The organism is Gemmatimonas groenlandica (assembly GCF_013004105.1).
In the GTDB taxonomy this organism is placed as follows: domain Bacteria; phylum Gemmatimonadota; class Gemmatimonadetes; order Gemmatimonadales; family Gemmatimonadaceae; genus Gemmatimonas; species Gemmatimonas groenlandica.
Genome location: NZ_CP053085.1, coordinates 2,486,608 through 2,509,846 on the forward strand (window position 1 = coordinate 2,486,608; position 23,239 = coordinate 2,509,846).

18 protein-coding genes and 1 riboswitch are annotated in these 23,239 nt (G+C 63.4%); of the genes, 2 read left to right on the plus strand and 16 right to left on the minus strand.

All coding sequences use genetic code 11. The features are described 5' to 3' along the window. Positions 1-88: 88 nt before the first annotated feature. The 8 genes from HKW67_RS10535 to HKW67_RS10570 all read right to left on the minus strand — a co-directional run bounded on the left by HKW67_RS10535 (position 89) and on the right by HKW67_RS10570 (position 8,216). Positions 89-952, minus strand: coding sequence for a PEP-CTERM sorting domain-containing protein (locus tag HKW67_RS10535; protein WP_171225345.1), 864 nt, complete (start codon positions 950-952; stop codon positions 89-91). 243 nt (positions 953-1,195) lie between these two features. Continuing rightward, a complete protein-coding gene (gene wecB / locus HKW67_RS10540; protein WP_206044684.1) occupies positions 1,196-2,398 on the minus strand; it encodes a non-hydrolyzing UDP-N-acetylglucosamine 2-epimerase in 1,203 nt (400 codons plus the stop codon). Then, positions 2,395-3,924, minus strand: coding sequence for a glycosyltransferase (locus tag HKW67_RS10545; protein WP_171225346.1), 1,530 nt, complete (start codon positions 3,922-3,924; stop codon positions 2,395-2,397). Before HKW67_RS10545 ends, wecB begins: the two co-directional genes overlap by 4 nt. A gap of 11 nt (positions 3,925-3,935) precedes the next feature. Beyond that, positions 3,936-5,216, minus strand: a complete 1,281-nt coding sequence (locus tag HKW67_RS10550; RefSeq protein ID WP_171225347.1) for a tetratricopeptide repeat protein — start codon at positions 5,214-5,216, stop codon at positions 3,936-3,938. Positions 5,217-5,528: 312 nt separating this feature from the next. Next, positions 5,529-6,314: a hypothetical protein gene (locus tag HKW67_RS10555; protein ID WP_171225348.1), complete on the minus strand. Its 786-nt coding sequence runs from the start codon at positions 6,312-6,314 to the stop codon at positions 5,529-5,531. Between the two features lie 37 nt (positions 6,315-6,351). Next, positions 6,352-6,441, minus strand: a riboswitch (cyclic di-GMP riboswitch). 170 nt (positions 6,442-6,611) lie between these two features. After that, positions 6,612-7,082 (minus strand): 30S ribosomal protein S7, encoded by a 471-nt coding sequence (gene rpsG / locus HKW67_RS10560; RefSeq protein ID WP_171225349.1) that lies wholly within the window; start codon positions 7,080-7,082, stop codon positions 6,612-6,614. Further along, positions 7,079-7,495, minus strand: a complete 417-nt coding sequence (gene rpsL / locus HKW67_RS10565) for a 30S ribosomal protein S12 (RefSeq protein WP_171225350.1) — start codon at positions 7,493-7,495, stop codon at positions 7,079-7,081. Before rpsL ends, rpsG begins: the two co-directional genes overlap by 4 nt. A gap of 175 nt (positions 7,496-7,670) precedes the next feature. After that, the gene (locus tag HKW67_RS10570; RefSeq protein WP_206044685.1) at positions 7,671-8,216 is read right to left on the minus strand and encodes a hypothetical protein; all 546 of its coding nucleotides are present in this window, start codon (positions 8,214-8,216) and stop codon (positions 7,671-7,673) included. Between the two features lie 248 nt (positions 8,217-8,464). Here HKW67_RS10570 and HKW67_RS10575 point away from each other — a divergent pair, with 248 nt between their 5' ends. Further along, the gene (locus tag HKW67_RS10575; protein ID WP_171225352.1) at positions 8,465-10,399 is read left to right on the plus strand and encodes a serine/threonine-protein kinase; all 1,935 of its coding nucleotides are present in this window, start codon (positions 8,465-8,467) and stop codon (positions 10,397-10,399) included. Positions 10,400-10,617: 218 nt separating this feature from the next. After that, positions 10,618-10,881 (plus strand): four helix bundle protein, encoded by a 264-nt coding sequence (locus tag HKW67_RS10580; RefSeq protein ID WP_171225353.1) that lies wholly within the window; start codon positions 10,618-10,620, stop codon positions 10,879-10,881. A gap of 309 nt (positions 10,882-11,190) precedes the next feature. Here HKW67_RS10580 and rpoC read toward each other — a convergent pair whose 3' ends face one another. The 8 genes from rpoC to secE all read right to left on the minus strand — a co-directional run bounded on the left by rpoC (position 11,191) and on the right by secE (position 23,239). Further along, positions 11,191-15,522: a DNA-directed RNA polymerase subunit beta' gene (rpoC, locus tag HKW67_RS10585; protein WP_171225354.1), complete on the minus strand. Its 4,332-nt coding sequence runs from the start codon at positions 15,520-15,522 to the stop codon at positions 11,191-11,193. Between the two features lie 2 nt (positions 15,523-15,524). Then, complete coding sequence (gene rpoB, locus HKW67_RS10590; protein ID WP_171227628.1) at positions 15,525-20,084, minus strand: DNA-directed RNA polymerase subunit beta; 4,560 nt, start codon at positions 20,082-20,084, stop codon at positions 15,525-15,527. Between the two features lie 168 nt (positions 20,085-20,252). Then, positions 20,253-20,636, minus strand: a complete 384-nt coding sequence (rplL, locus tag HKW67_RS10595) for a 50S ribosomal protein L7/L12 (protein WP_206044686.1) — start codon at positions 20,634-20,636, stop codon at positions 20,253-20,255. 66 nt (positions 20,637-20,702) lie between these two features. Further along, positions 20,703-21,206, minus strand: coding sequence for a 50S ribosomal protein L10 (rplJ, locus tag HKW67_RS10600; protein ID WP_171225355.1), 504 nt, complete (start codon positions 21,204-21,206; stop codon positions 20,703-20,705). Between the two features lie 15 nt (positions 21,207-21,221). After that, on the minus strand, positions 21,222-21,911 hold the full coding sequence (rplA, locus tag HKW67_RS10605; RefSeq protein ID WP_171225356.1) for a 50S ribosomal protein L1: 690 nt from the start codon (positions 21,909-21,911) through the stop codon (positions 21,222-21,224). A gap of 5 nt (positions 21,912-21,916) precedes the next feature. Next, positions 21,917-22,339 (minus strand): 50S ribosomal protein L11, encoded by a 423-nt coding sequence (gene rplK / locus HKW67_RS10610; RefSeq protein ID WP_171225357.1) that lies wholly within the window; start codon positions 22,337-22,339, stop codon positions 21,917-21,919. A 100-nt stretch (positions 22,340-22,439) separates the two neighbouring features. Continuing rightward, on the minus strand, positions 22,440-22,997 hold the full coding sequence (gene nusG / locus HKW67_RS10615; RefSeq protein WP_171225358.1) for a transcription termination/antitermination protein NusG: 558 nt from the start codon (positions 22,995-22,997) through the stop codon (positions 22,440-22,442). Positions 22,998-23,005: 8 nt separating this feature from the next. Then, entirely contained in the window at positions 23,006-23,239 is a 234-nt protein-coding gene (gene secE, locus HKW67_RS10620; RefSeq protein WP_171225359.1) for a preprotein translocase subunit SecE, read from the minus strand.

The following is a 23,239-nucleotide window of genomic DNA, read 5'->3' on the forward strand; positions in this document are numbered from 1 at the left end:
CCGTCGACGCCTGCTGGCCGCACCCCAGAGGCACGGCGCGCCGCCCGGAGTGCCGAGCGGCGTGCGTGGTCAGCTGGAGCGACGGGTCTCAGCTCTTCCGGCGACGGCGGGCCGCGAAGGCCAGTCCGGCGAGGCCGGTTGCCATGAGTGCCCAGGTGCTGGGCTCGGGCACGGTCGACGTCTGAATGTTGATGTTGTCGATCCAGAAGGTGCGGTAGGGATCGGGATTCATTCGCTTGTCGCCGTAGCCACGGAGTTCGTCCACGGAGCCATATGGGTCGTACGTGCCGAGTGCAGTCGAGTACGTCGCGTTGAAACGGACCTCGTTGATGAGGCCAAGTTTCGCCATCATCGACGAGAAGCCGCCGCCGATTCCGAGAAAATTGAAATCCTGCGACCAGACTTCGTTTCCGTTGTTCAGGCCCGTCACGCGAAGATTCGCGACGTTGCCCCAACCGCCACCGAGCTGCATCGACTTGAGCTCGAACAGCGACGAGCTCGAGAAACTGGCACCGTTCGGCCCCTGTGCACCGGAGACCGCGACGACCTGCGTCGCGTTGGGGTTATAGCCTGAGTATTTCTGCTGGTAGCCCGTCAGGATCTGATTGTTCTGAATGGCATAGAGCGAACCCTGACGTCCGTTGACAAAGCACCGGCCATAGGCTTGCTGACCGTCCGAATACAGATAGTCCTGAAGGTCGAGAGCCCCGAAGCCACTCCAATTGAAACCGGAGAAGCCATTCTGAACCGTCTGGCCGTTCCAGTTGCAGTTGTAATTATTGCTGTTCGTCTGGCTGCCAGCCAGGTAATTGGAATTGACCTGGCTGTTGTAGCCAAGCTCTTCAAACGTGACCGGCGTGATCGGCTGCGCCGACAGCGGCGCGCTCACGAGCAGCGTTCCCACGGCGAGCGTAGGGAGCAGGGAGCGGCGGATAGTCTCAAGAACGCGCATGGGACACTCTCAAATTTGGGACGGTTACGACTTCTTCCTGCACCAGACCGGAGCATAAGGCGTGCCATATGGCGAGCTGGACCATAAAAAGGCAGTTTTCGGCCCTAAACCCCGCTTTCACGCCCTCAATCGGGAATGTTACGCCGACCGATTGGTGACGGATGTGGCAAGAACACTACAACAAACCTGCCGCTGCTGCCACTCCGCCACAACAGTGTCCGCAGCGAACTCAACCATTCGTCCCTAGATCACCATCTCCACCGGCGAGCTGTCGTGCTCTTCGATCAGCGCTGACTCGAGGATCTCCGAGATGTGCTGGCCGGCCCGCCCGTCGCCGAACGGGTTCGGCCCCGACACCATTCGCTGATAGACCACCGGGTCGCAGAGGATGCTCAGCGCCTCCTTCACGATCAGATCCGGGTCCGTGCCCACGAGAATCCCCGCCCCCACCTGCACCACCTCCGGGCGTTCCGTCCGCTCGCGCAGAATCAGGATCGGGCGCCCCATCGACGGCGCTTCTTCCTGCAAGCCACCGGAGTCGGACAGGATCAGCGTACTGCGGTGCATCAATTTGAGCAGATCGCGATAGGCCAGCGGCTCCGTGAGCAGCACGCGCGGCGTCGTACCGAGTGTCTCGATGAACATGCCACGCACGTTCGGATTCGGGTGCAGCGGAAACACCACCTGTAAGTCAGGCACCGCATCGATCAGCCGACGCACCGCCCGGGCCACGTCGCGCATCGCCGCCCCGTGATTCTCGCGACGGTGCGCCGTGACCAGCGCCACACGCCCTTCACCCAGCGCGGCCAATGCCGGATTTTCGTACGGATGCGACAGATCCATCTGTCGCACGGCATCGACGATGGTGTTGCCCGTGACGAAGATGCGATGCATCGGCACGCCTTCGCGGAGCAGATTGTCGCGGCTTTCCGGCGTCGGGGTGAAATGCCACTGGGAGGCGACCCCCACCACGCGACGATGGAATTCCTCGGGGAACGGCTCCTGGAAGTTGAAGGAGCGCAGCCCCGCTTCGACATGCCCCACCGGAATCGACCGCCACGTCGCCGCCATCGCGCCGGCAATCGCGCTGCTGGTGTCACCCTGCACCAGCACCACACTCGCCTTCGCCTGCACCATTACCTCGTCCAGTGCCGTGATACACCGCGATACGAACTCGCTCGGCGTCTGATTCGTCGTCATCAGCGTCAAGGCGATATCGGGCTGAATACCGACATCGTCGAAGGCGCGCGTGAGCAGTTCGCGATGCTGACCCGTGGACACCAGCGTGACGCGCATGCGCCCGCGTTCGCGGATCGCCCGTACCACCGGCGCCATCTTGATCACCTCGGGGCGCGTGCCCACGACCGCCAGCACGTGAGGCGGTTCGTTGGGTTCGATCGCGCGCATCCCGCCACGCATCGGAGTCAGCCAGCGCGATGTATTCATGATTTCGTGGTCTTGACGATGATCTCGATGTCGTCACGCGAGACGACACCTTGATTCACCAGAATGGCGCCCAGCTGACCGCCGTGCTCGCGCTGCTGCTTGAGCGCCAGCACCAGCTGCTGCGTGGTGAGCTTGCGCTCCTCGATCAGACGCTCGCCCAGTCGCATCTGCGCACCGACCTGCGGCGGCAGTGAGTGCTCGGTCTTGTCCCAGCTCATCGGAATACCGGTGCGCCGCGAACGCGTGTACTGCAATGCGGCGCGCATCGTCGCCACCAGGTTCACGATGTTGCTGAACGGTGTCCGGAAAATCGCCAACATCGCCTGCCAGAAACCGTACAGTCGTCCGGTCGCGAGCGCACGCTGCAGCAACCGATTCAGCATGAACAGGAAGCCGATCCAGAAGAGCCACTGGAACCACGGGCTCTGCACGAGATCGGGCAGCTCCGGCCGACTGAAGGTCTTGATCCACTGATACCCGGCGTAGTACACGACCAGGATGTAGCCCGCGAGCACCACGAGATATCCCAGCGGACCGCGGCGATCGTGCGCCAGGATCCAGTTCAATCCCGTGGGCCAGCCCCAGTGCTCCCACCCCTGAAACACGATACCGGCCATCCAGCGCGTGCGCTGACGCACAGCCGTCTTGAACGTCTGCGGGAACGGTGCCCACGTGGCCACCAGCTCCTCAGGCGCACTCGGCTCTTCGCTCGACTTCACGTATTGGTGCAGATAGCGCGTCGGGCGCCCCTGCACCGTCAGACCGAGTCCGAGGTCGTAGTCTTCGGTGAGCGAGTTGGTGGCGAAGGGCACGCCGTTTCGCTCTTCCATCAGCTGATCGATCACGCTGCGGCGCACACACGTTGCCACACCCGCCGACGGCACGAAGCCCCACACCTTCTCGCGCACGAACATGTTCTTCGTGTACTGCTCGGCGAATTCATCGATGTACGTGCCGGCCACGAAGTCGTACCAGTACGGCGGCGTGGAGAGCACCGGCAGCTGCACGAAATCCGCACCTTCACCACGGAAATACCAGTTGAGCAGCCGCAGCTCCTGCGGATGGATCAGGTCTTCGACATCGTGGAAGATGATGAGGTCGTAGCGGAGTCCCGCCCGCTCTTCGTGCTCGGCGATCGCCGCGAGCACCGCGTTCACGCAATCGGCTTTCGACGTCGGCCCATCGTTGTCGGTGACGACCTTGCGCACGTTCGGATAGACCGAGCGTACCTTGTCGACTTCGCGACGCGTATCAGGGTCGTTCTTGTATGTGCCGATCCAGTAGTCGTATCGCTGGTAGTCGATGCGCGGCAGGTTGTACATCAGCATGCGCGCGATGACGTCCTGTTCCTTCCATGCCGGCGTCACGATCGCGATACGCCACTCGCTGACGTCCTTCAGCTCCTTGGTCGTGACGACGGGCCGCTCCCACCAATTGAACATGCGGCCAAGCCAATACACGCAGTCGAAGAACAAGTCATCGAGTGCGAAGATCAGATAGAACACGGCGATGATAGCGATCGCCATTTCATAATTCGTCACTTGCGGTCTCCCATCGTCGGGTCATGCAGCGGCTTGAGCTTGCGCCAACCATAGACCGCCGTGAATCGCCAGTCCTGATACCGCCGGTTCGTGGCGGCAGGGGGCTCCATGATGTAGCGACCGGCGATGCCTTCGGCGAGGAAGACGAATCCGTGACCCGGCCGCAGCGCGACGCCACCACCGATTTCAGCCGCGCGATTGAAAAAATCCGCCCGACTGTCGTACCCCACCCAACCGCGGGCGAAGAAATCGACGGCCTTGGTGGCGAGCGATCCTACGCGGAATCCTTCTCGCAGCTGCATGTACCCGATCACGTTCTTGTCGAAACGCTCGTACCAGCTCACGTCGCCCGAAAGATCGGTGAGCAGACGCACGTTGGCGCCGTCACCAAGCTGCAGTTCGTGCGCGAGGATCACGTACGCGCCCGCACGGATGTCGCGCGTCCACGAATTCTCGGCGCCGGAGAGCAGCGATCGCGCGCCGCCCGCTTCGGCGTAGAACCAGATCGGACCGCGCGCCGGTCGCACGCGCACGCCGCCGGCGAGGATCGCGGCATTGTCGCTGAGTACCCGCGACTGAAGGCCGCCCGACGATTTCGAATCACGTGTCACGCGGAGCGACGTATACAGCGCTTGGCCCCAGGAACTGCCGCTCTCGATCCCGAGCCGCGTGAACCCGGTGGCAATCGTGTTCTTGAATCGCGTCTGATAGAACGGCGCGATGTAGCCTTCGGAAAAATACGACGTGCCGGGGCCCTGCTTGACGCGCAACGCGCGCTGCGCCGGCATCGAGACGACGGTGTCTTCGGCCAGCGACGCCGCCTTGAACGCGGCGAGCGCACTCTTTTCGCGACCGACGTCGTCGTACAGATAGCCGAGCGCCAGATGGTCGACCGGCGTGAGTCCGCTGGTCGTCTTCGCGATGCCCTCGAACGCCGTGATGGCTTCGCGCGTGCGCTTGAGACTGATCAGCACGTAGCCAAGCTGTCGATGGACTTCGGGGCGCGACGCGTCGCGATCGACGCCTTGACGCAGATAGTCGGCCGCGCGCGGTCGATCACCACCGGCGAGCGCGAGATAGCCGAGTTCGATTCGCGGCAGCGCCTGACTCGTGTCGGCGGCAATCGCCTGCTCGAAACTCAGTCGGGCGGCGGCCGTGTCGCCGCGCGCTTTGGCGGCGTAGCCCACATTCAGGGCAGCAGTGTAGCGCTCAGCAGGAGTGCCCTGAGCACGAGCCGGTGCCGCAGCCAGACAGACGAGTGCGACCGCAAGGGTCACTCTCGATGCCCGAACGCGACGGCGCGACGGCTCCGGAGAGTCGGAGAGGAGCGGCAATGGAACAGGGGACAGGGACTACCCGCGAACCGAATCCTACTGGTCGGATTGAGCGGTCCCTGGCTGGGCCCGCCGATTCTCGGGATGTTGACTGGATGACAATACCAGCAGTGTGACGTTCTGCGATAGACGTCACAACGTCAGGCAAGGTCACCGTCAGCAGATTTCCTGTCCCAGCACACATGCGGGCTAGCCCACACCTACCGCGCAGTGTGATAGCGCCATCATGTGATGGCCCTCACCAGCGGTTTCGCGCTAGAGCGCCCGCACGGAATGCACCTTCACCGTCGCATCCTCGGCATAGATGCCGATGCGCCCCTGCCGATACGGGCTCTCCTGATCACGGAGCCGTATGATCTCATGGCCATCGACGAACACCGCGATCGCTTCATCGACCTGAACGATCGTGACATCATAGGTTCGGCCGATCGGGAAGGTCTGCTCCGAGCCCGAGCCCAGGAACCGCTGGCCACCCGGGTAGGCCGGATCGCGCTTGCCGAGTTCCCACCCGTTGGGCTTCGGGATGAAGTAGTAGAACCGCTGATCGTCGGTATACTGCCAGATGACCCACCCGACTTCCCAGGGGTTCGGGGTGCCGTTTCGCAACTGTGCCGTCGTCTCGAGGCGGGTATGCATCACCAGGCGACTGCCGTACTGCGGACCGAGCACCATCGGCGCGTGGGTCATATAGTCCTTCTGCGCCGCCTTTGGGCCCATCGCGAGCGACGCCTGCCGTCCTTCGCCGTCTACGGCCACACAACCGTATCCATCGAAGCGCACGGTCCACGACCCGAAGTCTTCGCCTTGCGTCAGGCACTCCGGGCGGACGGTCGGGAAGTCGATGCGGGGGAGGCGATTGGCGTAGCGGAGCACGGCCAGCTGCGACGCCGCGTCGTTACGCATCGATGGTCCGGAGACCATCGCATCCAGGGACACCTGACTGCCACCGCTGGGGTCCAGCGCCGTCGTCGGGTTGGCCGACCGGCAGGATGCCAGCAACAGCATCGCCCCAGCGAGCGCGATGAGTCGGGTGTGCGACATCGCACGATTGAGCACTGCAACTCCGCGAGCGGGTTCGTTCGGTAACTCGGCCGGCTGACGTGGCGGACCACGTGTAAGCCCCGGAGCTTTGCGTCCCCGACTTCCGTCGGGTTTGCCGTTTCGCGACCTCGGTAGTGAGGCAGCGCACCACATCAAGTTGACGCGGCCATTTCAGGCGGGCAACGCTTCATGCCGTGCGTAAAACAACGCGGCCGAACCTGTGACGATGCCCACCCTGAAACGACAACTGCCTCGGGATATCCCGAGGCAGTTGAAATAATCGTGCCGGCTGTGTGACTACCAGCGATAGTGCGCGAACGCCTTGTTGGCTTCGGCCATGCGATGCGTGTCTTCTTTCTTCTTGATCGCATTGCCTTCGCCACGGCTCGCGGCGAGTACTTCGGCGGCCAGCTTCTCGGCCATCGACTTCTCGTTACGGTCGCGCGAATACCCGATGAGCCAACGCATGGCGAGGGCGGACCGGCGATCCTGACGGACTTCGACCGGCACCTGGTACGTGGCGCCACCAACACGGCGGCTCTTCACTTCGACCACCGGCTTGAGGTTGTTCAACGCCTGCTTGAACACGCCCACGCCCGGCTGGCTGGTCTTGGCCTCAACAATGTCCATCGCGCCATAGAAGATGCCTTCGGCGGTGGACTTCTTACCCTGAATCATCAGGTTGTTGATGAACTTCGAGACGGTCTGGCTGTCGTAGCGTGCGTCAGGAAGGATGGTGCGCTTTACTGCACTTTTGCGGCGGCTCACTTCTTCTTACCTCCCTTGGCGGCTGCAGCAGCCGCGGCGCCCTTCTTGGGGCGCTTGGTGCCGTACTTCGAACGGCTCTGGTTACGGCCGTTGACGCCCGATGCGTCAAGCGTGCCGCGAACGATGTGGTAACGCACGCCGGGAAGGTCCTTCACACGACCACCGCGCACGAGCACGATCGAGTGCTCCTGCAGGTTGTGTCCTTCGCCGGGGATGTAGGCCGTCACCTCGAGCTGGTTCGTGAGACGAACACGCGCAACCTTGCGCAGCGCCGAGTTGGGCTTCTTGGGCGTCGTGGTGTAGACGCGGGTGCACACGCCACGCTTGAACGGATTGCTCTTGAGCGCGGGTGCCTTGGACTTCTCCACCACGTCCTTACGGGCGCGGCGGACCAGCTGATTGATCGTAGGCATTCTAGGATGGTTGCCCGGACGGCCTGGCCGGCCGGGTGTTCGAACTCCGACATCTACGTGGATCGCCGCAGCCAGAGGTACTGGAGGCCACGGCGGCACGGAACAGAACCCTAAGCTTAGTCCGGGTCGGCGGGTGGGTCAACCGGGTCCGGCAAGCTCCCGCGAGCCGGGCGGACTACTTGGCGGCGACTTTGGCCTTGACCAGGTCGGCGATCTTCTTTTCCAAGGCGCCCATCGACGAGCAGCGCACGTCGCTGCTGGCGGCCGTGGTGGCGTTCTTCCCTGTTCCCTCGAGCGTGGTTTGGACGACACTCCCGCCGGCGTCGTTCGGGATGATGCGCGACTTCACCGTCAGCAGGAGCTGGTAGGTTTCCGCGTTCGGCATGCCCGAGTCCCCGCCGCAGTCCAGCGCCCGCATCGTCGGCACATCGCCGATCCGGCGGCGCACCCGGTACGCGTTGTTTCCGATCGTCCGCGTCTGCTGGTTCAACTCGGTGACCGGAATCGTGAGCGAGGCATAGGCTTCCTGCAGCGCCGCCCAGGCTTTCTCGACGGGCGCGTTGATCAGGACGCTATTGACCTCCGTGGTCGAGACCATGTTGATCCCGGTGGCGGAGCCTTGCGCGTTCTGAATGACCGCCGTCTGCACGCTACTGGTTCCGAAGTCCCCGCTCTTGCTGGCGGACTTGCTTGCGCAGCCCGTCATCGCGGCGAGCAACACAGCCGCGGAAAGCACCACCGAGACACGACGCCCGGCATCGCGGTGAATCGCCAGCAGACGTTTCGACGTAATCATTGGGGACTCCGCGGCATCGCTGCCGGCTCCTTCGGGTGTCTTAACAGCGGGACTGGGGTAACGTACCTGAGGGTAGGAAGGTGCGCTAATCAGGTCCCGAGTCACCTCCGGTGGTAGACTGGAGGGTGACGCGCAGTGACCACACCGGACCATTGGTTTTCCGTGAGAATGCCGTGAGCGACTTCCAAGACCGACTCCAACGCGCCCTCGACGGCGAGTTCCTGATCGAACGGGAACTCGGCGGGGCCGGCATGTCCCGTGTCTTTGTGGCCACGGAGCGCGCCCTCCAGCGCCGCGTCGTGGTCAAGGTGCTGCCACCAGAGCTGGCGGCGGGCGTGAACGTTGAGCGCTTCCGCCGCGAGATCCAACTGGCGGCGCAATTGCAGCATCCGCATATCGTGCCGTTACTCTCTGCCGGCGACGACGACGGGTTACTGTGGTTCTCGATGCCGTACATCGAGGGCGAGTCGTTGCGCGGTACGCTGAACAAGGCGAAGCGTCTCGCGCCGCGCGATGTCGTGCGCATTCTGCATGACGTGGTCGACGCGCTGGCCTACGCGCACGAGCGCGGCGTGGTGCATCGTGATATCAAACCCGACAACATTCTGACGTCGGGCATGCACGCGCTGGTCACGGACTTCGGCGTGGCGAAGGCACTCAGCGCTTCGATTCCCGTGCACGGCGGCACCACCACCGGCATGGCGATCGGCACGCCGGCGTACATGGCGCCCGAGCAATTGGCGGCGGATCCGGCGGCCGACCACCGCGTCGACATCTACGGGGTCGGCTTGCTGGCCTATGAGCTGCTCACGGGCAGCTCGCCGTTCACGGGGACCTCACCGCAGGCCACGCTCGCAGCGCAGCTCACACAGATGCCGGCGGCGCCACACCTCTCGTACGCCGACATTCCCGAGCCGCTGTCGCGGCTCATCATGCAGTGCCTCGAGAAGGACGCGAACAAGCGGCCGGTCTCGGCGCGGGTGCTGCTGGCCGAACTGGAGGCGCTGCCGCCGATGTCGAGCGGCCCGGCCCTGCCGATGCGCCGACCGCGCTCCAGCGTCGCGTCGCGCGCCGCGCTGCTCGTGGGCGGCATCGTGCTCGCTGTCGGCTCCTACGTGGCCGCGCAGCGCATTCAGCGTGCGCAACGAGACGCGCAGGGCGACGCCGAGCTTGCCGCGGCCGACTCGATGCCCGACGCGCGCGATGCGGGCCCGGGCGGGGATCGCGCGCGCGCGATGTCGGTGGCGCCGCCGGAAACGGGAGCGGCGCGCGTGGACACGGTGTACCGCGATCTGACCGACGGCGCGAACGCGATGCCGGTCGCCGTGGTACTCACCCGAGCGGAATCGCTGGCGATCGCCGCCGCGGTGACTCAGCGACAGGCCGCCACCGCGACGGTACAGCGCAGTGCGGCGGCCACGGCGACCGACGCGCCGTCCGCCGTCAATCCGGGCATGTCCGCGCCCAAATCCGAAACGCGCATCTTCGTGCGCAGCGCGAACGGCGTGACGACCTCGGTGGACCGCGAGCTGCTCATGGCGGAAGTCGGACGCATCTTTGCCGACTCGCTGTCGCGCGCGCTCCTACACATGGACAGCGCCATGATGCGCCTGCCGCAGGGCGCTCGGGTCGAGGTCCCCCGCGCCCCGATGACGTTGACGCCGATGATGGCGCCGCCCACCGACGGACGCGTGCGCGTGGTCGTGACGAACTACTCCAACGCGACCGGCAAGCGCGAGTTCATGGGTGTTACGCGCGAGGTCGCGAACCAGGTGCGGGCCGCGCTGCCGACGGACAAGTACGATGTGGTCTCCGACGAACTCACCGACCGCGCCACACGCAACATGCCCGACCGCATGAGCGTGGGTTGGGGATTGCGAGCCGATTACGTCGTCAGCGGCATGGTCAGCACGCGCGGTGACTCGGTGGTCGTCCTCACGATTTTCACCGACGTCCGCGATGGGCGATTCACACGCATGTCGGAAGCGCTGGCGCCGTCGGCGGACCCGCGGAAGGCCTTTCCGATGGCGGCGACGCAAGTGAATGCGTGGCTGGACACGGCGAAAGTGAACAGGGGGAGAAGGCCGCGGGGACTGCAACCGGACTGACTCGATACTGACAACTCGCGACTCGCGACTCACGACTCACGACTCACGACTCACGACTCAGTACTCAGTGTTCAGAGTTCTGGCGTCAGACTGGGTATAGTGGTCAGCTTTCAGCAACGACAGTCCACAGTGCCGAGCGGGTTTAATGGGGCGTGGCGAGGGTATCGTGTGCGTACGAATGGTCACGCAGTGGCTGGCGAGGATGGTATGCTCGCTCTATGCCGAACAATCCGAACAACCTCCTCGTGCTCGCGCGGGCGCGCGCGCTTGCGGTCGACCTCCATCGCGCGGTGGAGCGGCGGGAGCGGCTGATCGGCAGAGCGTCGCCTGGCCTGCGCAATCAGATGCTCCGCGCATCGATGTCGATTCCGCTCAACATCGCCGAGGGCGCGGGGAAGGATACGCGCGCCGAGTTCGCGCAATTCGTGGGTCACGCCATTGGGTCCGCCAATGAAGTCGAGCAGCAGATGCTCCTCGCCTAGGCGTTGGCGCTGTTCGACGTCGAGATCGACCCACTCCTCGATGAGTGTCGCGAAATCCGCATGATGCTGTACGGATTGCGCAAACGTCTGCAGAGTATCGACTAGGAAACCCGCTCGGCACTGTGGACTTTCGTTGCTGAACGCTGACCACTATACCCAGTCTGACGCCTGAATTCAGACCAGAGAGTACTGAGTACTGGGTTTTGAGTTTTCAGTTTTGAGTTGCCAGTTGCCAGTTGCCAGTTGCCAGTTGCCAGACGCAAAAAGGGCGGCCCTTGCGGGCCGCCCTTTTCTATCCGTCGTCAGCGACTACTCCAGATCCGGCATAGTAAACGCGCTCGGCTCGAATGCCGGCAGCAACGCTTCGAAGTTCGGCTCCAGTGCTTCCGGCAGCGGTTCCGGCTCGGGGAGCGCATCCGATTCCACATCCACTTCCTGGTAACGGTACATACCCGTACCGGCAGGGATGAGGTGACCGATGATGATGTTCTCCTTGAGACCCAGCAAGTCGTCGCGCGAGCCACGAATGGCCGCGTCGGTAAGGACGCGCGTGGTTTCCTGGAAGGAAGCCGCCGACACGAACGACTGCGTGGTGAGCGAGGCCTTCGTGATGCCGAGGAGGAGCGGTTCCGCCGTTGCCGGACGGATCTTCGCCTTCTTGGCCGCATCGTTGCCCAGGCGGAACGCGGCGCGATCGACATGCTCGCCTTCGAGCATCTCGGTATCGCCGGACTCCACAATGCGCACCTTCTGCAACATCTGCTTCACGATCACGCCAATGTGCTTGTCGTTGATCTTCACGCCCTGCAGGCGATAGACCTCCTGCACTTCGTTCAGCAGATACTCCTGCACCGCGCGCGGTCCCTTGATGCGCAGAATGTCGTGCGGGTTGACCGGTCCTTCCGAGATACGGTCACCGGCGCGCACGCGGTCGCCCTCGTGCACACGCAAGTGCTTGCCCGACGGCACTTCGTACACCTGCTCCGCCTGCGCTTCGTCGACGATCCACTGACCGTTCTCGATGCTGGCGGGGCGCACGAACACCTCGCGCTTGCCACGCTTGATCTCGCCGAAGCGGACGAAGCCGTCGATCTCGGAGATCGTGGCCGGATCCTTCGGACGACGCGCTTCGAACAGTTCGGCGACTCGCGGCAGACCACCCGTGATGTCGCGCGTCTTGTACGCCTCGCGGCTGACCTTGGCGATCGTGAGACCCGCCGTGATTTCCTGTCCATCCTCGATCGTGATGATGGCACCCACAGGCAGAATGAAGTCGCGCACGCGCTTCTCCTTGCCGCCCTTGGACTGCCAGATCTCGATGTGCGGGTGGAGCTTCTTCTCGCGGTCTTCGATCACGACGCGCTGACGCAGACCGGTCAGTTCGTCGAGCTCTTCCGACAACGACTCGTCTTCGACGAGGTCCACGAAGCGAATCGTGCCCTCGACGTCCGCGATGATGGGGTTGGTGTACGGGTCCCAGGAGAACAGGCGGGCGTCGCGACGGTCTTCGTCACGAACCAGCTTGCCACCGTTGGGCACGAGCATCGTGGCACCGAGCGGCACCTGAACGCGTGCGAGCACGTGTCCATCCTTCGCCGACTTGATGTTCACGTCGCCTTCGTACGACGTGACGATGCTGTCTCCGTCCTTGTTGATGACGTACACGAGGCGATCGCCATACTCGACGATGTCACCGTCGTACTTCACGCGCTTGATCGTCTGCTCGGCGATACGCGAGGCCGTACCACCGACGTGGAAGGTACGGAGCGTCAGCTGCGTACCCGGCTCGCCGATGGACTGCGCTGCGATGATGCCGACGGCTTCGCCCAGATCCACCATCTGCATGGTAGCCAGGTTGCGGCCGTAGCACATGCGGCACAGGCCGCGCTTCGCTTCACAGGTGAGCACGGAACGGATCTTCACCGTTTCGATGCCCGAATCTTCGATGAGCTGCGCCGTCTCTTCCGAGATCAGCGTGCCCGCTTCAGCCAGCATGCGCGGACGTCCCGCCTCGTCGCGTTCCATGGGGTCGAGGATATCCTCGGCCGCCACGTTACCGACCAGACGCTCGGCCAGCGGCTCGATCACGTCTTCGCCTTCCTTCAGCGCCGCCGTGTCGAGGCCGAGGATCGTCCCGCAATCCTCTTCCTGGATCGTCATGTCCTGCGCCACGTCGACGAGTCGACGCGTGAGATAACCGGCATCGGCCGTCTTGAGTGCCGTGTCGGCCAGACCCTTACGGGCTCCGTGCGTCGACGAGAAGTACTCGAGCACCGACAAGCCTTCACGGAAGTTCGACTTGATCGGATTTTCGATGATTTCGCCGATACCACCCGTGAGCTTCTTCTGCGGCTTGGCCATCAGGCCGCGCATACCAGCCAACTGACGGATCTGGTCGCGCGAACCACGAGAGCCGGAGTCGAACATCATGAACACGGGATTGAAGCCACCCTGCGATTCGCGCATGGTCTTGACCATGGCGTCGGCGACGTCCGTGTTAGCGTGCGTCCACGTATCGATGACCTTATTGTAGCGCTCACCGTTCGTGATGTTGCCCGTCGCGTAGGCGCGCTGGAAGCGTTCGACACGCTCCGACGCTTCCTTGAGCAACGTTTCCTTTTCCTTCGGGATGTGCAGGTCTTCGATACCGATGGAGACACCGCCGCGCGTCGCGTTGCGGAAACCGAACTCCTTCAGGCGATCGAGCAGCGCCACCGTTTCCGCGAGGCCCGCATTCCGGTAGCTCTGGAAGACGAGTTCGCCGAGGGCCTTCTTCTTCATGTCCTTGTTCAGGAACGGCAGTCCCTTCGGCACGATCGCGTTGAACAGCACGCGTCCGGTCGTCGTCGGGATCCACGTCACGCCACTGTCCGTCTTGTCGAGCCAGCGGATCGGCGTCTGGTACGTGGCGCGGCCGTTCGCGATCGCGAGTTCCACTTCCGCGATGGTCGTCATCGACGGGAGCTTGGCGACCGCAACCGGGTCCTTCATCGTGATGTTGTCGAAGCTCGTCGGCGCCTTCGTCGCCACGTAGCAACCCAACACGATGTCCTGTGAAGGCTCGGCCACCGGGCGTCCGTCGGACGGCTTCAGAATGTTGTTCGACGACAGCATGAGCACACGCGCTTCGATCTGCGCTTCGAACGAGAGCGGCACGTGCACGGCCATCTGGTCACCGTCGAAGTCGGCGTTGAACGCCGCGCAGACGAGCGGGTGAATACGAATGGCCTTGCCTTCCACGAGCACCGGCTCGAACGCCTGGATACCCAGACGGTGGAGCGTCGGCGCGCGATTCAGCAGCACCGGGTGATCCTTGATGATGCCTTCGAGCACTTCGAAGACCATCGCGTTTTCACGCTCGACGATCTTCTTGGCGCGCTTCACGGTCTCGGCTTCTCCGCTCTCCACCAGCTTGTGGATGATGAACGGCTTGAAGAGTTCGAGCGCCATGGCCTTCGGCAAGCCGCACTGGTGCAGCTTGAGCTCCGGACCCACGACGATGACCGAACGGCCCGAGTAGTCCACGCGCTTGCCGAGCAGGTTCTGACGGAACCGGCCCTGCTTGCCCTTGAGCATGTCGGACAGCGACTTGAGCGGACGCTTGCCACGGCCACGAATGGCCTTGGAGCGACGGCCGTTGTCGAACAACGCGTCGACCGCTTCCTGCAGCATTCGCTTTTCGTTGCGCAGGATGACTTCCGGCGCGCGATGCGAGATGAGCTTCTGGAGACGGTTGTTGCGGTTGATGACGCGACGGTACAGGTCGTTCAGGTCGGACGTGGCGAAGCGTCCGCCGTCGAGCGGCACGAGCGGCCGCAGATCGGGCGGGATCACCGGAATCACGTCGAGGATCATCCACTCCGGACGGTTGCGGATTTCTCCGCCCTCGCCGCTGGTGCGGAACGCGTCGACGATCTTGAGGCGCTTCAGCATCTGCTTCTTGCGATGCTGCGACGTCTCGCCAACCACAGACGCGCGCAGCTCCTCAGCCGTCGTATCGACGTCGAGACGCTTGAGCAGTTCACGCACGGCCGGCGCGCCGATGTCGCACTGGAACGCCGCATCGCCGTCTGCCTTGGCCTTCTGGCGCAGCTGCAGATACTCGTCTTCGTCGAGCAGCTGGCGCTCACGCACTTCCTGCGAGCCCGGATCGATGACGATGTAATTCGAATAGTAGATCACCTTCTCGAGGTCACGGAGCGTGACGTCGAGCAGGTTGCCCATCGGGGATGGCAGGGTCTTGAAGAACCAGATGTGCGCGACCGGCACGGCCAGTTCGATATGACCCATGCGCTCGCGCCGGACCTTGCTGAGCGTGACTTCCACGCCGCATCGGTCACAGATCACGCCGCGATAGCGGATGCGCTTGTACTTACCGCAATGGCATTCCCAGTCCTTGACCGGACCGAAGATGCGCTCGCAGAACAAGCCGTCCTTCTCGGGCTTGAACGAGCGGTAGTTGATGGTTTCGGGCTTGGTGACTTCGCCCCACGACCACCAGGTGCGCAAGCCGGCCATTTCCAGCCGTTCGCGCTCCTTGGGGTCCTTCGGTCCGCGGATCTCCTCAGGTGAGGCGATACGGACCGACATGTAGTCAAACGCCGACGCGCGGGCTTCGCGCGAACTGCGGAAGTCGATCATGATTACTCCTCCCCGCCGTTACCGTTGCCGCCGGCGTCGATCAGCTCGACGCCCGTGCCATCGCTGGCGCCGAGCGTGACCTTGATACCCAACGCCTGCAGTTCCTTCACCAGCACGTTGAACGATTCCGGGATACCCGGCTCCGGCAGGTTCTGACCCTTCACGATCGCCTCGTAGACACGGCTCCGGCCGTTCACGTCGTCGGACTTGACCGTCAGGATTTCCTGCAGCGTGTGCGCCGCGCCATAGGCCTCGAGCGCCCACACTTCCATTTCTCCGAAGCGCTGTCCACCGAACTGCGCCTTACCCGCCAGCGGCTGCTGCGTGACGAGCGAGTACGGTCCGATCGAGCGCGCGTGAATCTTGTCGTCGACCAAGTGGCTGAGCTTCAGCACGTAGATCTCGCCAACCGTGACCGGCGCGTTGAACGTTTCACCGGTACGACCGTCGCGCAGGCGCACCTTGCCGGTGGGCGTGAGGCCCGCCAAGCGGATGAGCTCTGAACCCGCCGCATCGACATCGACATCCTTGCCGGCAAGCACGGCGGCGAGCGCCGGCTGACCGATGCGCAGGAGCGTTTCCACCGGGCTCATGGCCGCTTCGGCCTCGAGCGACGCGATACCCGCCTTGAGATCGGCATCCGCCTCACCCTCGGCCGTCTGGTGGATCGCCAGCGACGCACGCACGCCTTCGAGCTCACGCTCGGCGACGGTACGAGCACCCTGCGTCACGAACTCCTTCACGCGGCTGAACAGCGACTTCGTCTCGGCCGACATGACCTTCATCGACAAGTCGTTCAGGTTCGCATCACCCAGCAGTTCGACCTTATCCGGCAGACGACGATCCGGCTTGATGTCGGAGAGCAGATGACGCACATCCTGCGGCGTGGCATCGAACGACGACGCGCCGAGTTCGAGCGTTTCGCGCGCCCAGCGGAGACCGGCGAGCTTCATCAGCAAGCCGATTTCGCGCTCGTTCGCGCCTTCGAATACCGGCGTCTTCGCGTAGAAGTTGAGCAGCTTCGCGGCCCACCCGAGGTGGGTTTCGAGAATCTGTCCGACGTTCATTCGCGACGGCACACCGAGCGGGTTGAGCACGATGTCCACCGGACGACCGTTCGGCATGAACGGCATGTCTTCTTCGGGGACGATACGGGCGACGATACCCTTGTTACCGTGGCGTCCGGCCATCTTGTCGCCGACCGAGATCTTGCGCTTCTCGGCCAGATACACCTTGACCAGCTGGATCACGCCAGGCGGGAGCTCATCGGGCTGCAGAATGCGGTCGATGCGCTCTTCGGCGCGCTCTTCGATACGGGCCTTCTCTTCGTTCGCGGCATCGATGATCTCGCGCACGCGATCGTTGGCCTTCTTGCTTTCCACGCGGAACGTCTTGAGGTCGAGCGTCGCGAAACGCAGGCCGCTCAGGACATCCTTCGTGAGGGTGGTGCCGGCGGCGATCGCCTCTTCCACCGTGCCGGCCTTGAGGGCCAGCGAGATGGTTTCGCCATCGAGCAGCGCGGCCAGTTCCATGTCGCGCACTTCGTTGACGCGGATCTTCTCCTCGCCCTCGAGACGACGCACTTCACCGATGCGCTCACCACGATCCTTTTCGACGACCTGGTCTTCGACACGCGAGAAGATCTTCACGTCGATGACCACGCCTTCCATACCGGGCGGCACCTTGAGCGAGCTGTCCTTCACGTCCTTGGCCTTTTCGCCGAAGATCGCGGTAAGGAGCTTCTCTTCGGGCGAGAGCTCGGTTTCACCCTTCGGCGTGATCTTGCCGACGAGGATGTCACCCGGCTTCACCTGGGCGCCGATGCGCACGATGCCACGCTCGTCGAGGTCGACCAGCGACTCTTCGGCGACGTTCGGAATTTCGCGCGTGATTTCTTCCTGACCACGCTTCGTGTCGCGCACGTGCAATTCGAGTTCCTGGATGTGAATCGACGAGAATACGTCGAACTTCACCAGGCGCTCGGAGAGCACGATGGCATCTTCGAAGTTGTGGCCGTACCAGGGCATGAACGCCACCGTGACGTTCGCGCCAAGCGCGAGCTGCCCCATTTCCGTGGCGGCACCGTCGGCCAGCACTTCACCCTTGGCCACCGTCTGTCCCATGCGCACGAGCGGGCGCTGGTTGATGGCGGTGTCCTGGTTGGTGCGCCAGTACTTCTTGAGCTTGTACCGATCGAGATGGCCGAGACGGGCGAGCGGACGGTCGGAATCGACCGCACCCTCGATCAGTCCGGCATCGACGATGATTTCGTCGGCCGTCACGCTGGTCACGATGCCCGGACGACGCGCGATGATGACCGCGCCCGAGTCAACGGCAACCGTCGCTTCGAGACCGGTACCAACGAACGGCGTGCGCGGGTTCAGGAGCGGCACGGCCTGACGCTGCATGTTCGAGCCCATCAGCGCGCGGTTGGCGTCGTCGTGCTCGAGGAACGGAATGAGCGCGGCGGCGATCGACACGAGCTGTTCCGGCGCTACGTCCATGTAGTCGATGTCGGCCGGCGGCGTGAGCGGGAGGTCTCCACGCTTACGCGACAGCACGAGATCATCGACGAACGTCCCGTCGGGATTGAGCTTCGAATTGGCCTGCGCGATGATCGCGTCTTCTTCGCGGTTCGCGTCGAGCCACACGATTTCGCCGGTCACCCGGCTGTCCTTCACGATGCGGTACGGGGTCTCGATGAAGCCGAGATCGTTCACGCGGGCGTAGCAGGCCAGCGACGTGATCAGGCCGATGTTCGGGCCTTCCGGCGTCTCGATGGGGCACATGCGACCGTACTGCGAGTAGTGCACGTCTCGCACTTCGAAGCCGGCACGCTCGCGCGTGAGGCCGCCAGGTCCGAGCGCAGACAAACGACGCTTGTGCGTCAGTTCGGCGAGCGGATTGGTCTGGTCCATGAACTGCGAGAGCTGCGACGAGCCGAAGAACGCCTGAATGACGGCGGACACGGTGCGCGCATTCACGAGATCGTCGAGCGAGATCTTCTCGGGATCGGTGTTGATCGACATGCGCTCCTTGACCAGTCGCGCCATGCGCGAGAGACCAACGGAGAACTGGTTGGCGATCAACTCACCCACTGAGCGGATACGACGGTTGCCCAGCTGATCGATGTCGTCCACATCGCCGCGGCCCTCGTGGAGTTCCACGAGCTGACGCATGATCTCGACGAAGTCTTCCTTCGTGAGGACGGTGGTCGACATTGCCGTGTTGAGACGCAGACGCTGGTTGATCTTGTAGCGACCGACACGACCGAGGTCGTAGCGCTTGGGCGAGAAGAACAGACGCTCGAGCGCCTGCTTGGCCGTCTCGCGGTTGGGCGCGTCGCCCGGACGGAGGAGCGCGTAGATCTGCTTGAGCGCTTCCTCCTCGTGCTTCGTCGGATCCTTGGCGAGTGTGTTCTTGATCAACGTCGACTCGGCACGACCGGAGGCGACGAAGACCTGCACCTTGGTGAGGTCGGCCTTGCGGATACGCTTGATGACGGCATCGGCGAGCACCGTGCCCTTTTCGGCCACGACCTCACCGGTGTCGGCATCGACGACGTCGCGCGCCAGCGTGCGGCGCACTTCGCGCTCGCCGCGGTCGATCGCGTCCTGTTCGTCGCGCAGGTCGATCTGCGTGTACGAGGCGAAGACCTTGACCTTGTCGAGTCCCTGCCGCACGAGGCGGTTGAGCACTTCTTCGGTCAGCTCGTCACCCTCACGCACCAGCAGCTCGGCCTCGGCGCGTTCGCGCTCGGCCTTGGCCTTCTTGGTCTTGGCCTTCGGCGCGTCATCGGGCGTGACTTCACCTTCGAGGGTGATGTCCTCGGCGATGATGGCACCAAGCAACTCACGGAGCTCGATACGCGTCTCACGCTTCATCGTGAGATCGAGTTCGCGCTCGGCGAAGAACAGGCGCAGGATGTCCCGGTTCTCGCCGTAGCCGAACGCACGCAGGAGCGCCGTGGCGGGGAACTTCTTCTTCTTGTCGATGTGGACGTAGATCACATCGTGGATGTCCACGGTGAACTCGACCCACGATCCCCGGAAGGGGATGATGCGCGACGAGAGCAGCCGCTGCCCGTTGGGGTGCGTGCTCTCTTCGAACACGACGCCGGGTGAGCGGTGCAACTGTGAGACAATGACGCGTTCGGCGCCATTGATCACGAAGGTGCCCAACTCAGTCAGGAGCGGAAGCTCGCCGAGGTAGACCTCCTTCTCGATGATATTGCGGGGGCGTTTGCCGTCCCCGGTATCCTCGAAGATGACCAGCTGCAACGTGGCCTTGAGAGGCGCCGAGTAGGTCATGTCGCGCTCGATACACTCGGCGACAGAGTACTTGGGCTCACCAAGGCTGTACCGAACGAACTCCAACGAGAAATTCTCGTGGACGTCCGAGATCGGGAACAGGTCCTTGAAAACACGCTCGAGGCCAACATCCTCGCGCTCTTGCGAGGCAGCATCCAGTTGGAGCAGCGACTCAAAAGCGCGCGTCTGGATGTCGAGCAGATGGGGCATATCCATGCCCGTCTCGAGCTTCGCGAACGAGATCTGGTTCATCATATCCTTAGGGGCTCACCCGCGTACGGGGCGCACCGAATCCGGCGAGACCGGAGGCGCAAAGCGCTCCGTCCCCGACGGAGCCGGTCACTTTTCGGTGACCAGCTCCCCCGGGGAGGAGCGTTACAACGACGGAACTGCAGTTAAAACGGCGATCGGTCGACAGCCTTACTTGACTTCGACGGTCGCGCCCTCGGCCTCGAGCTTGGCCTTGATCGCGGCAGCTTCGTCCTTCGTGACGTTTTCCTTCACGGCCTTCGGCGCGCCGTCCACCAGGTCCTTGGCTTCCTTCAGGCCCAGGCCGGTCAGCTCGCGCACGACCTTGATGACCTGGATCTTCTTGCCGCCGGCTTCCTTGAGGATGACCGCGAACTCCGTCTGCTCTTCCACTGCGGCCGCCGGGGCCGCCGCGCCGCCGCCGCCCGCCGCAACTGCGGCGATCGTGACGTTGAACTTCGTCTTGAACGCTTCGATGAGCTCCGACAGATCGATGACGCTCATCGCGCCGATCGCGTCGAGGATCTCGTCCTTGCTCAGGGTCGTGTTAGCCATGGTCGTACTCTCCGTAAATGCCCCCCAGGGAGCCTGGGGCGTGTGATCAGGCGAACGCCTGGGGACTTAGTTGGAGCCTTCGAGCTGCGTCTTGCGGGCGTCGAGGGCGAGGGCAAACATCATCGGGATGCTGTTGAGGTAGCCAGCGAAGATCGACAGAGCTTCGTCGCGCGTCGGGAGCGAGGCCAACTTCTTGACCATCGCTTCGTCTACGGCGTTGCCCTCATAGATCCCGCCCTTCACGGACGGCCGCTGATCGTTCTCCTTGGCAAAATCGGAGAGGACCTTGGCCGCAGTGATGCCATCCTTGGCCACCACCACCCCCGTCGGGCCCTTCAGACGCTGGGACACCAGCCCGCTCTCGTTAACCGCACGGAGCGCCAGCGTGTTCTTGATCACGACGTACTCGACACCGGCCTTCTTCAGGCGGCGTCGGAGATCCGTCATGCGCTTCACGTTCAAACCGGTGAAGTCGGTGTAAAACAGTGCCTGCGCCGATCCAAGCTTCGCGCTCAAACCGTCGACGAGGAGCTGCTTATCGCTCTTCTTGGCCTTGGCCTTTGCTTTCATGGTTGCGTCTCCCTCTTACCGGTACGGCGTGGTGTCGATGGTGACGCCAGGTCCCATGGAGCTCGAGATCGCGACGTTCCGAATGTACACGCCCTTCGCCGCGGACGGCTTCGAGCGAACGATGGTATCCATCAGCGCGGCGAGGTTGGTCGCGAGCTGCTCCGGTCCGAACGAGACCTTGCCGATCGGGGCGTGCACATTGCCACCCTTGTCGACGCGGAATTCGATCTTACCGCCCTTCGATTCCTTGACGGCCTTCGCCACGTCGAACGTGACGGTGCCCGCCTTCGGATTCGGCATCAGGCCGCGAGGACCAAGGACGCGGCCGAGCTGGCCGAGCTGTCCCATCTGGTCCGGCGTGGCGATCAGCACGTCGAAGTCCAACCAGCCTTCCTTGATCTTGGCGAGGTATTCGGTGCCGACGTAATCGGCGCCCGCGTCCTGCGCTTCCTGCACCTTGGCACCAGCCGCGATGACGAGGACACGCATCGTCTTACCCGTTCCTTCGGGCAGCACGACGGTGCCACGCACCACCTGATCGGCATGGCGGGGATCGACGCCAAGACGGATCGCGACTTCAACCGTCTCGTCGAACTTCGCGAAGCTCATCTGCTTCACGAGGTCGATCGCCTTGCTGGCCTCATAGGGCTTTCCGAGTTCGCGGCGCTCGCTCGCGCTGCGGTACTTCTTCCCGTTCTGTGCCATGAGACTCAATCCTTGACCACAATGCCCATGGAGCGCGCGGCACCCGCCATCATGGCGATTGCGCTCTCCATCGAATCGCAGTTCAGATCCGGCATCTTCACGGTGGCGAGCTTTTCGAGCTGCGCCTTCGTGATCGTACCGACCTTCACCTTATTCGGCTGACCCGAGCCCTTTGCAACGCCGAGCTCCTTCTTGATGAGTTCCGCCGCCGGCGGAGTCTTCAAAATGAAGGTGAACGACTTGTCGCCGTAGATCGTGACCTCGACCGGGATGATCATATCACCGCCCTGCGTCCGAGCATTAAACTCTTTGCAGAAGCCCATGATGTTGATACCCTGCGGACCGAGGGCCGTACCTACTGGGGGCGCCGGGTTCGCCTTGCCTGCAGGAATCTGCAGCTTGACGAATCCAGTGACCTTCTTGGCCATGCGTCTTCCTCATCGCAAGTTCCGCGGCCGGACCATCCGGCGCTGCGGTCGTGCTACCACGGTGTTTTGCGTCGAGTGGTGGCGACGTCCGGCGAAGAACTCAGTACCCGCGTAACTGCAGGTAGTCGAGCTCCACACTGGTCGGCCGGCCGAACAGGCTGACCGATACCCTGACCTTGCCCTTGTCGGACAGGATCTCTTCGACGGTCCCGTTGAAGTCGGCGAACGGACCTTCCGTGATCGCCACCGCCTGACCGATGAGGAACGGAATCTCCTCACGTGTCGGCGCTTCCTCGGTCGGATCCGCCTGCCCCAGCAAACGACGGACTTCGTCGTCACGCAGCGGCGTCGGCTCCTTTTCCTTCCCAACAAACTTGATCACGCCCTGAATGGCGTTGACCTCGTGCAAGGTGTCCTGGCTGGCGACCATCTCCACGAGCACGTAGCCCGGGAAGATCTTCCGCTCGACCGTTACCTTCTTGCCGTTCTTGATTTCCACGACTTCCTGTGTGGGCACGAGCGCCTGACGAATCAGGCGATCTTCGGGCGTAGCCGGATCCATGTCGATCTTTCGCTGGATCAAGCGCTGCACCTTGTTCTCGTGGCCAGACGTGGTCTGGACCGTGTACCACCGGTGCTCGAGCATCGACAAGGACATATGCGGGGTCAGCGGCCGAGCAACATCGCGGGCAGGCGCACGAGCAGCGCCTGCAACGCAACATCGACCAGGGCGATCACCGCACCAAGGAGCAGCACGAAGATGATGATCTGGATCGTCGCCTGCTGGAGCTGCGGGCGATCGGGCCACGTCACCTTCTTCATCTCGGCGATCACGTCATGATAGAACGTGACCAACCGCGTGCCGAGTCCCGGACGGGAAACCTCGACGGGAGCCGTCAT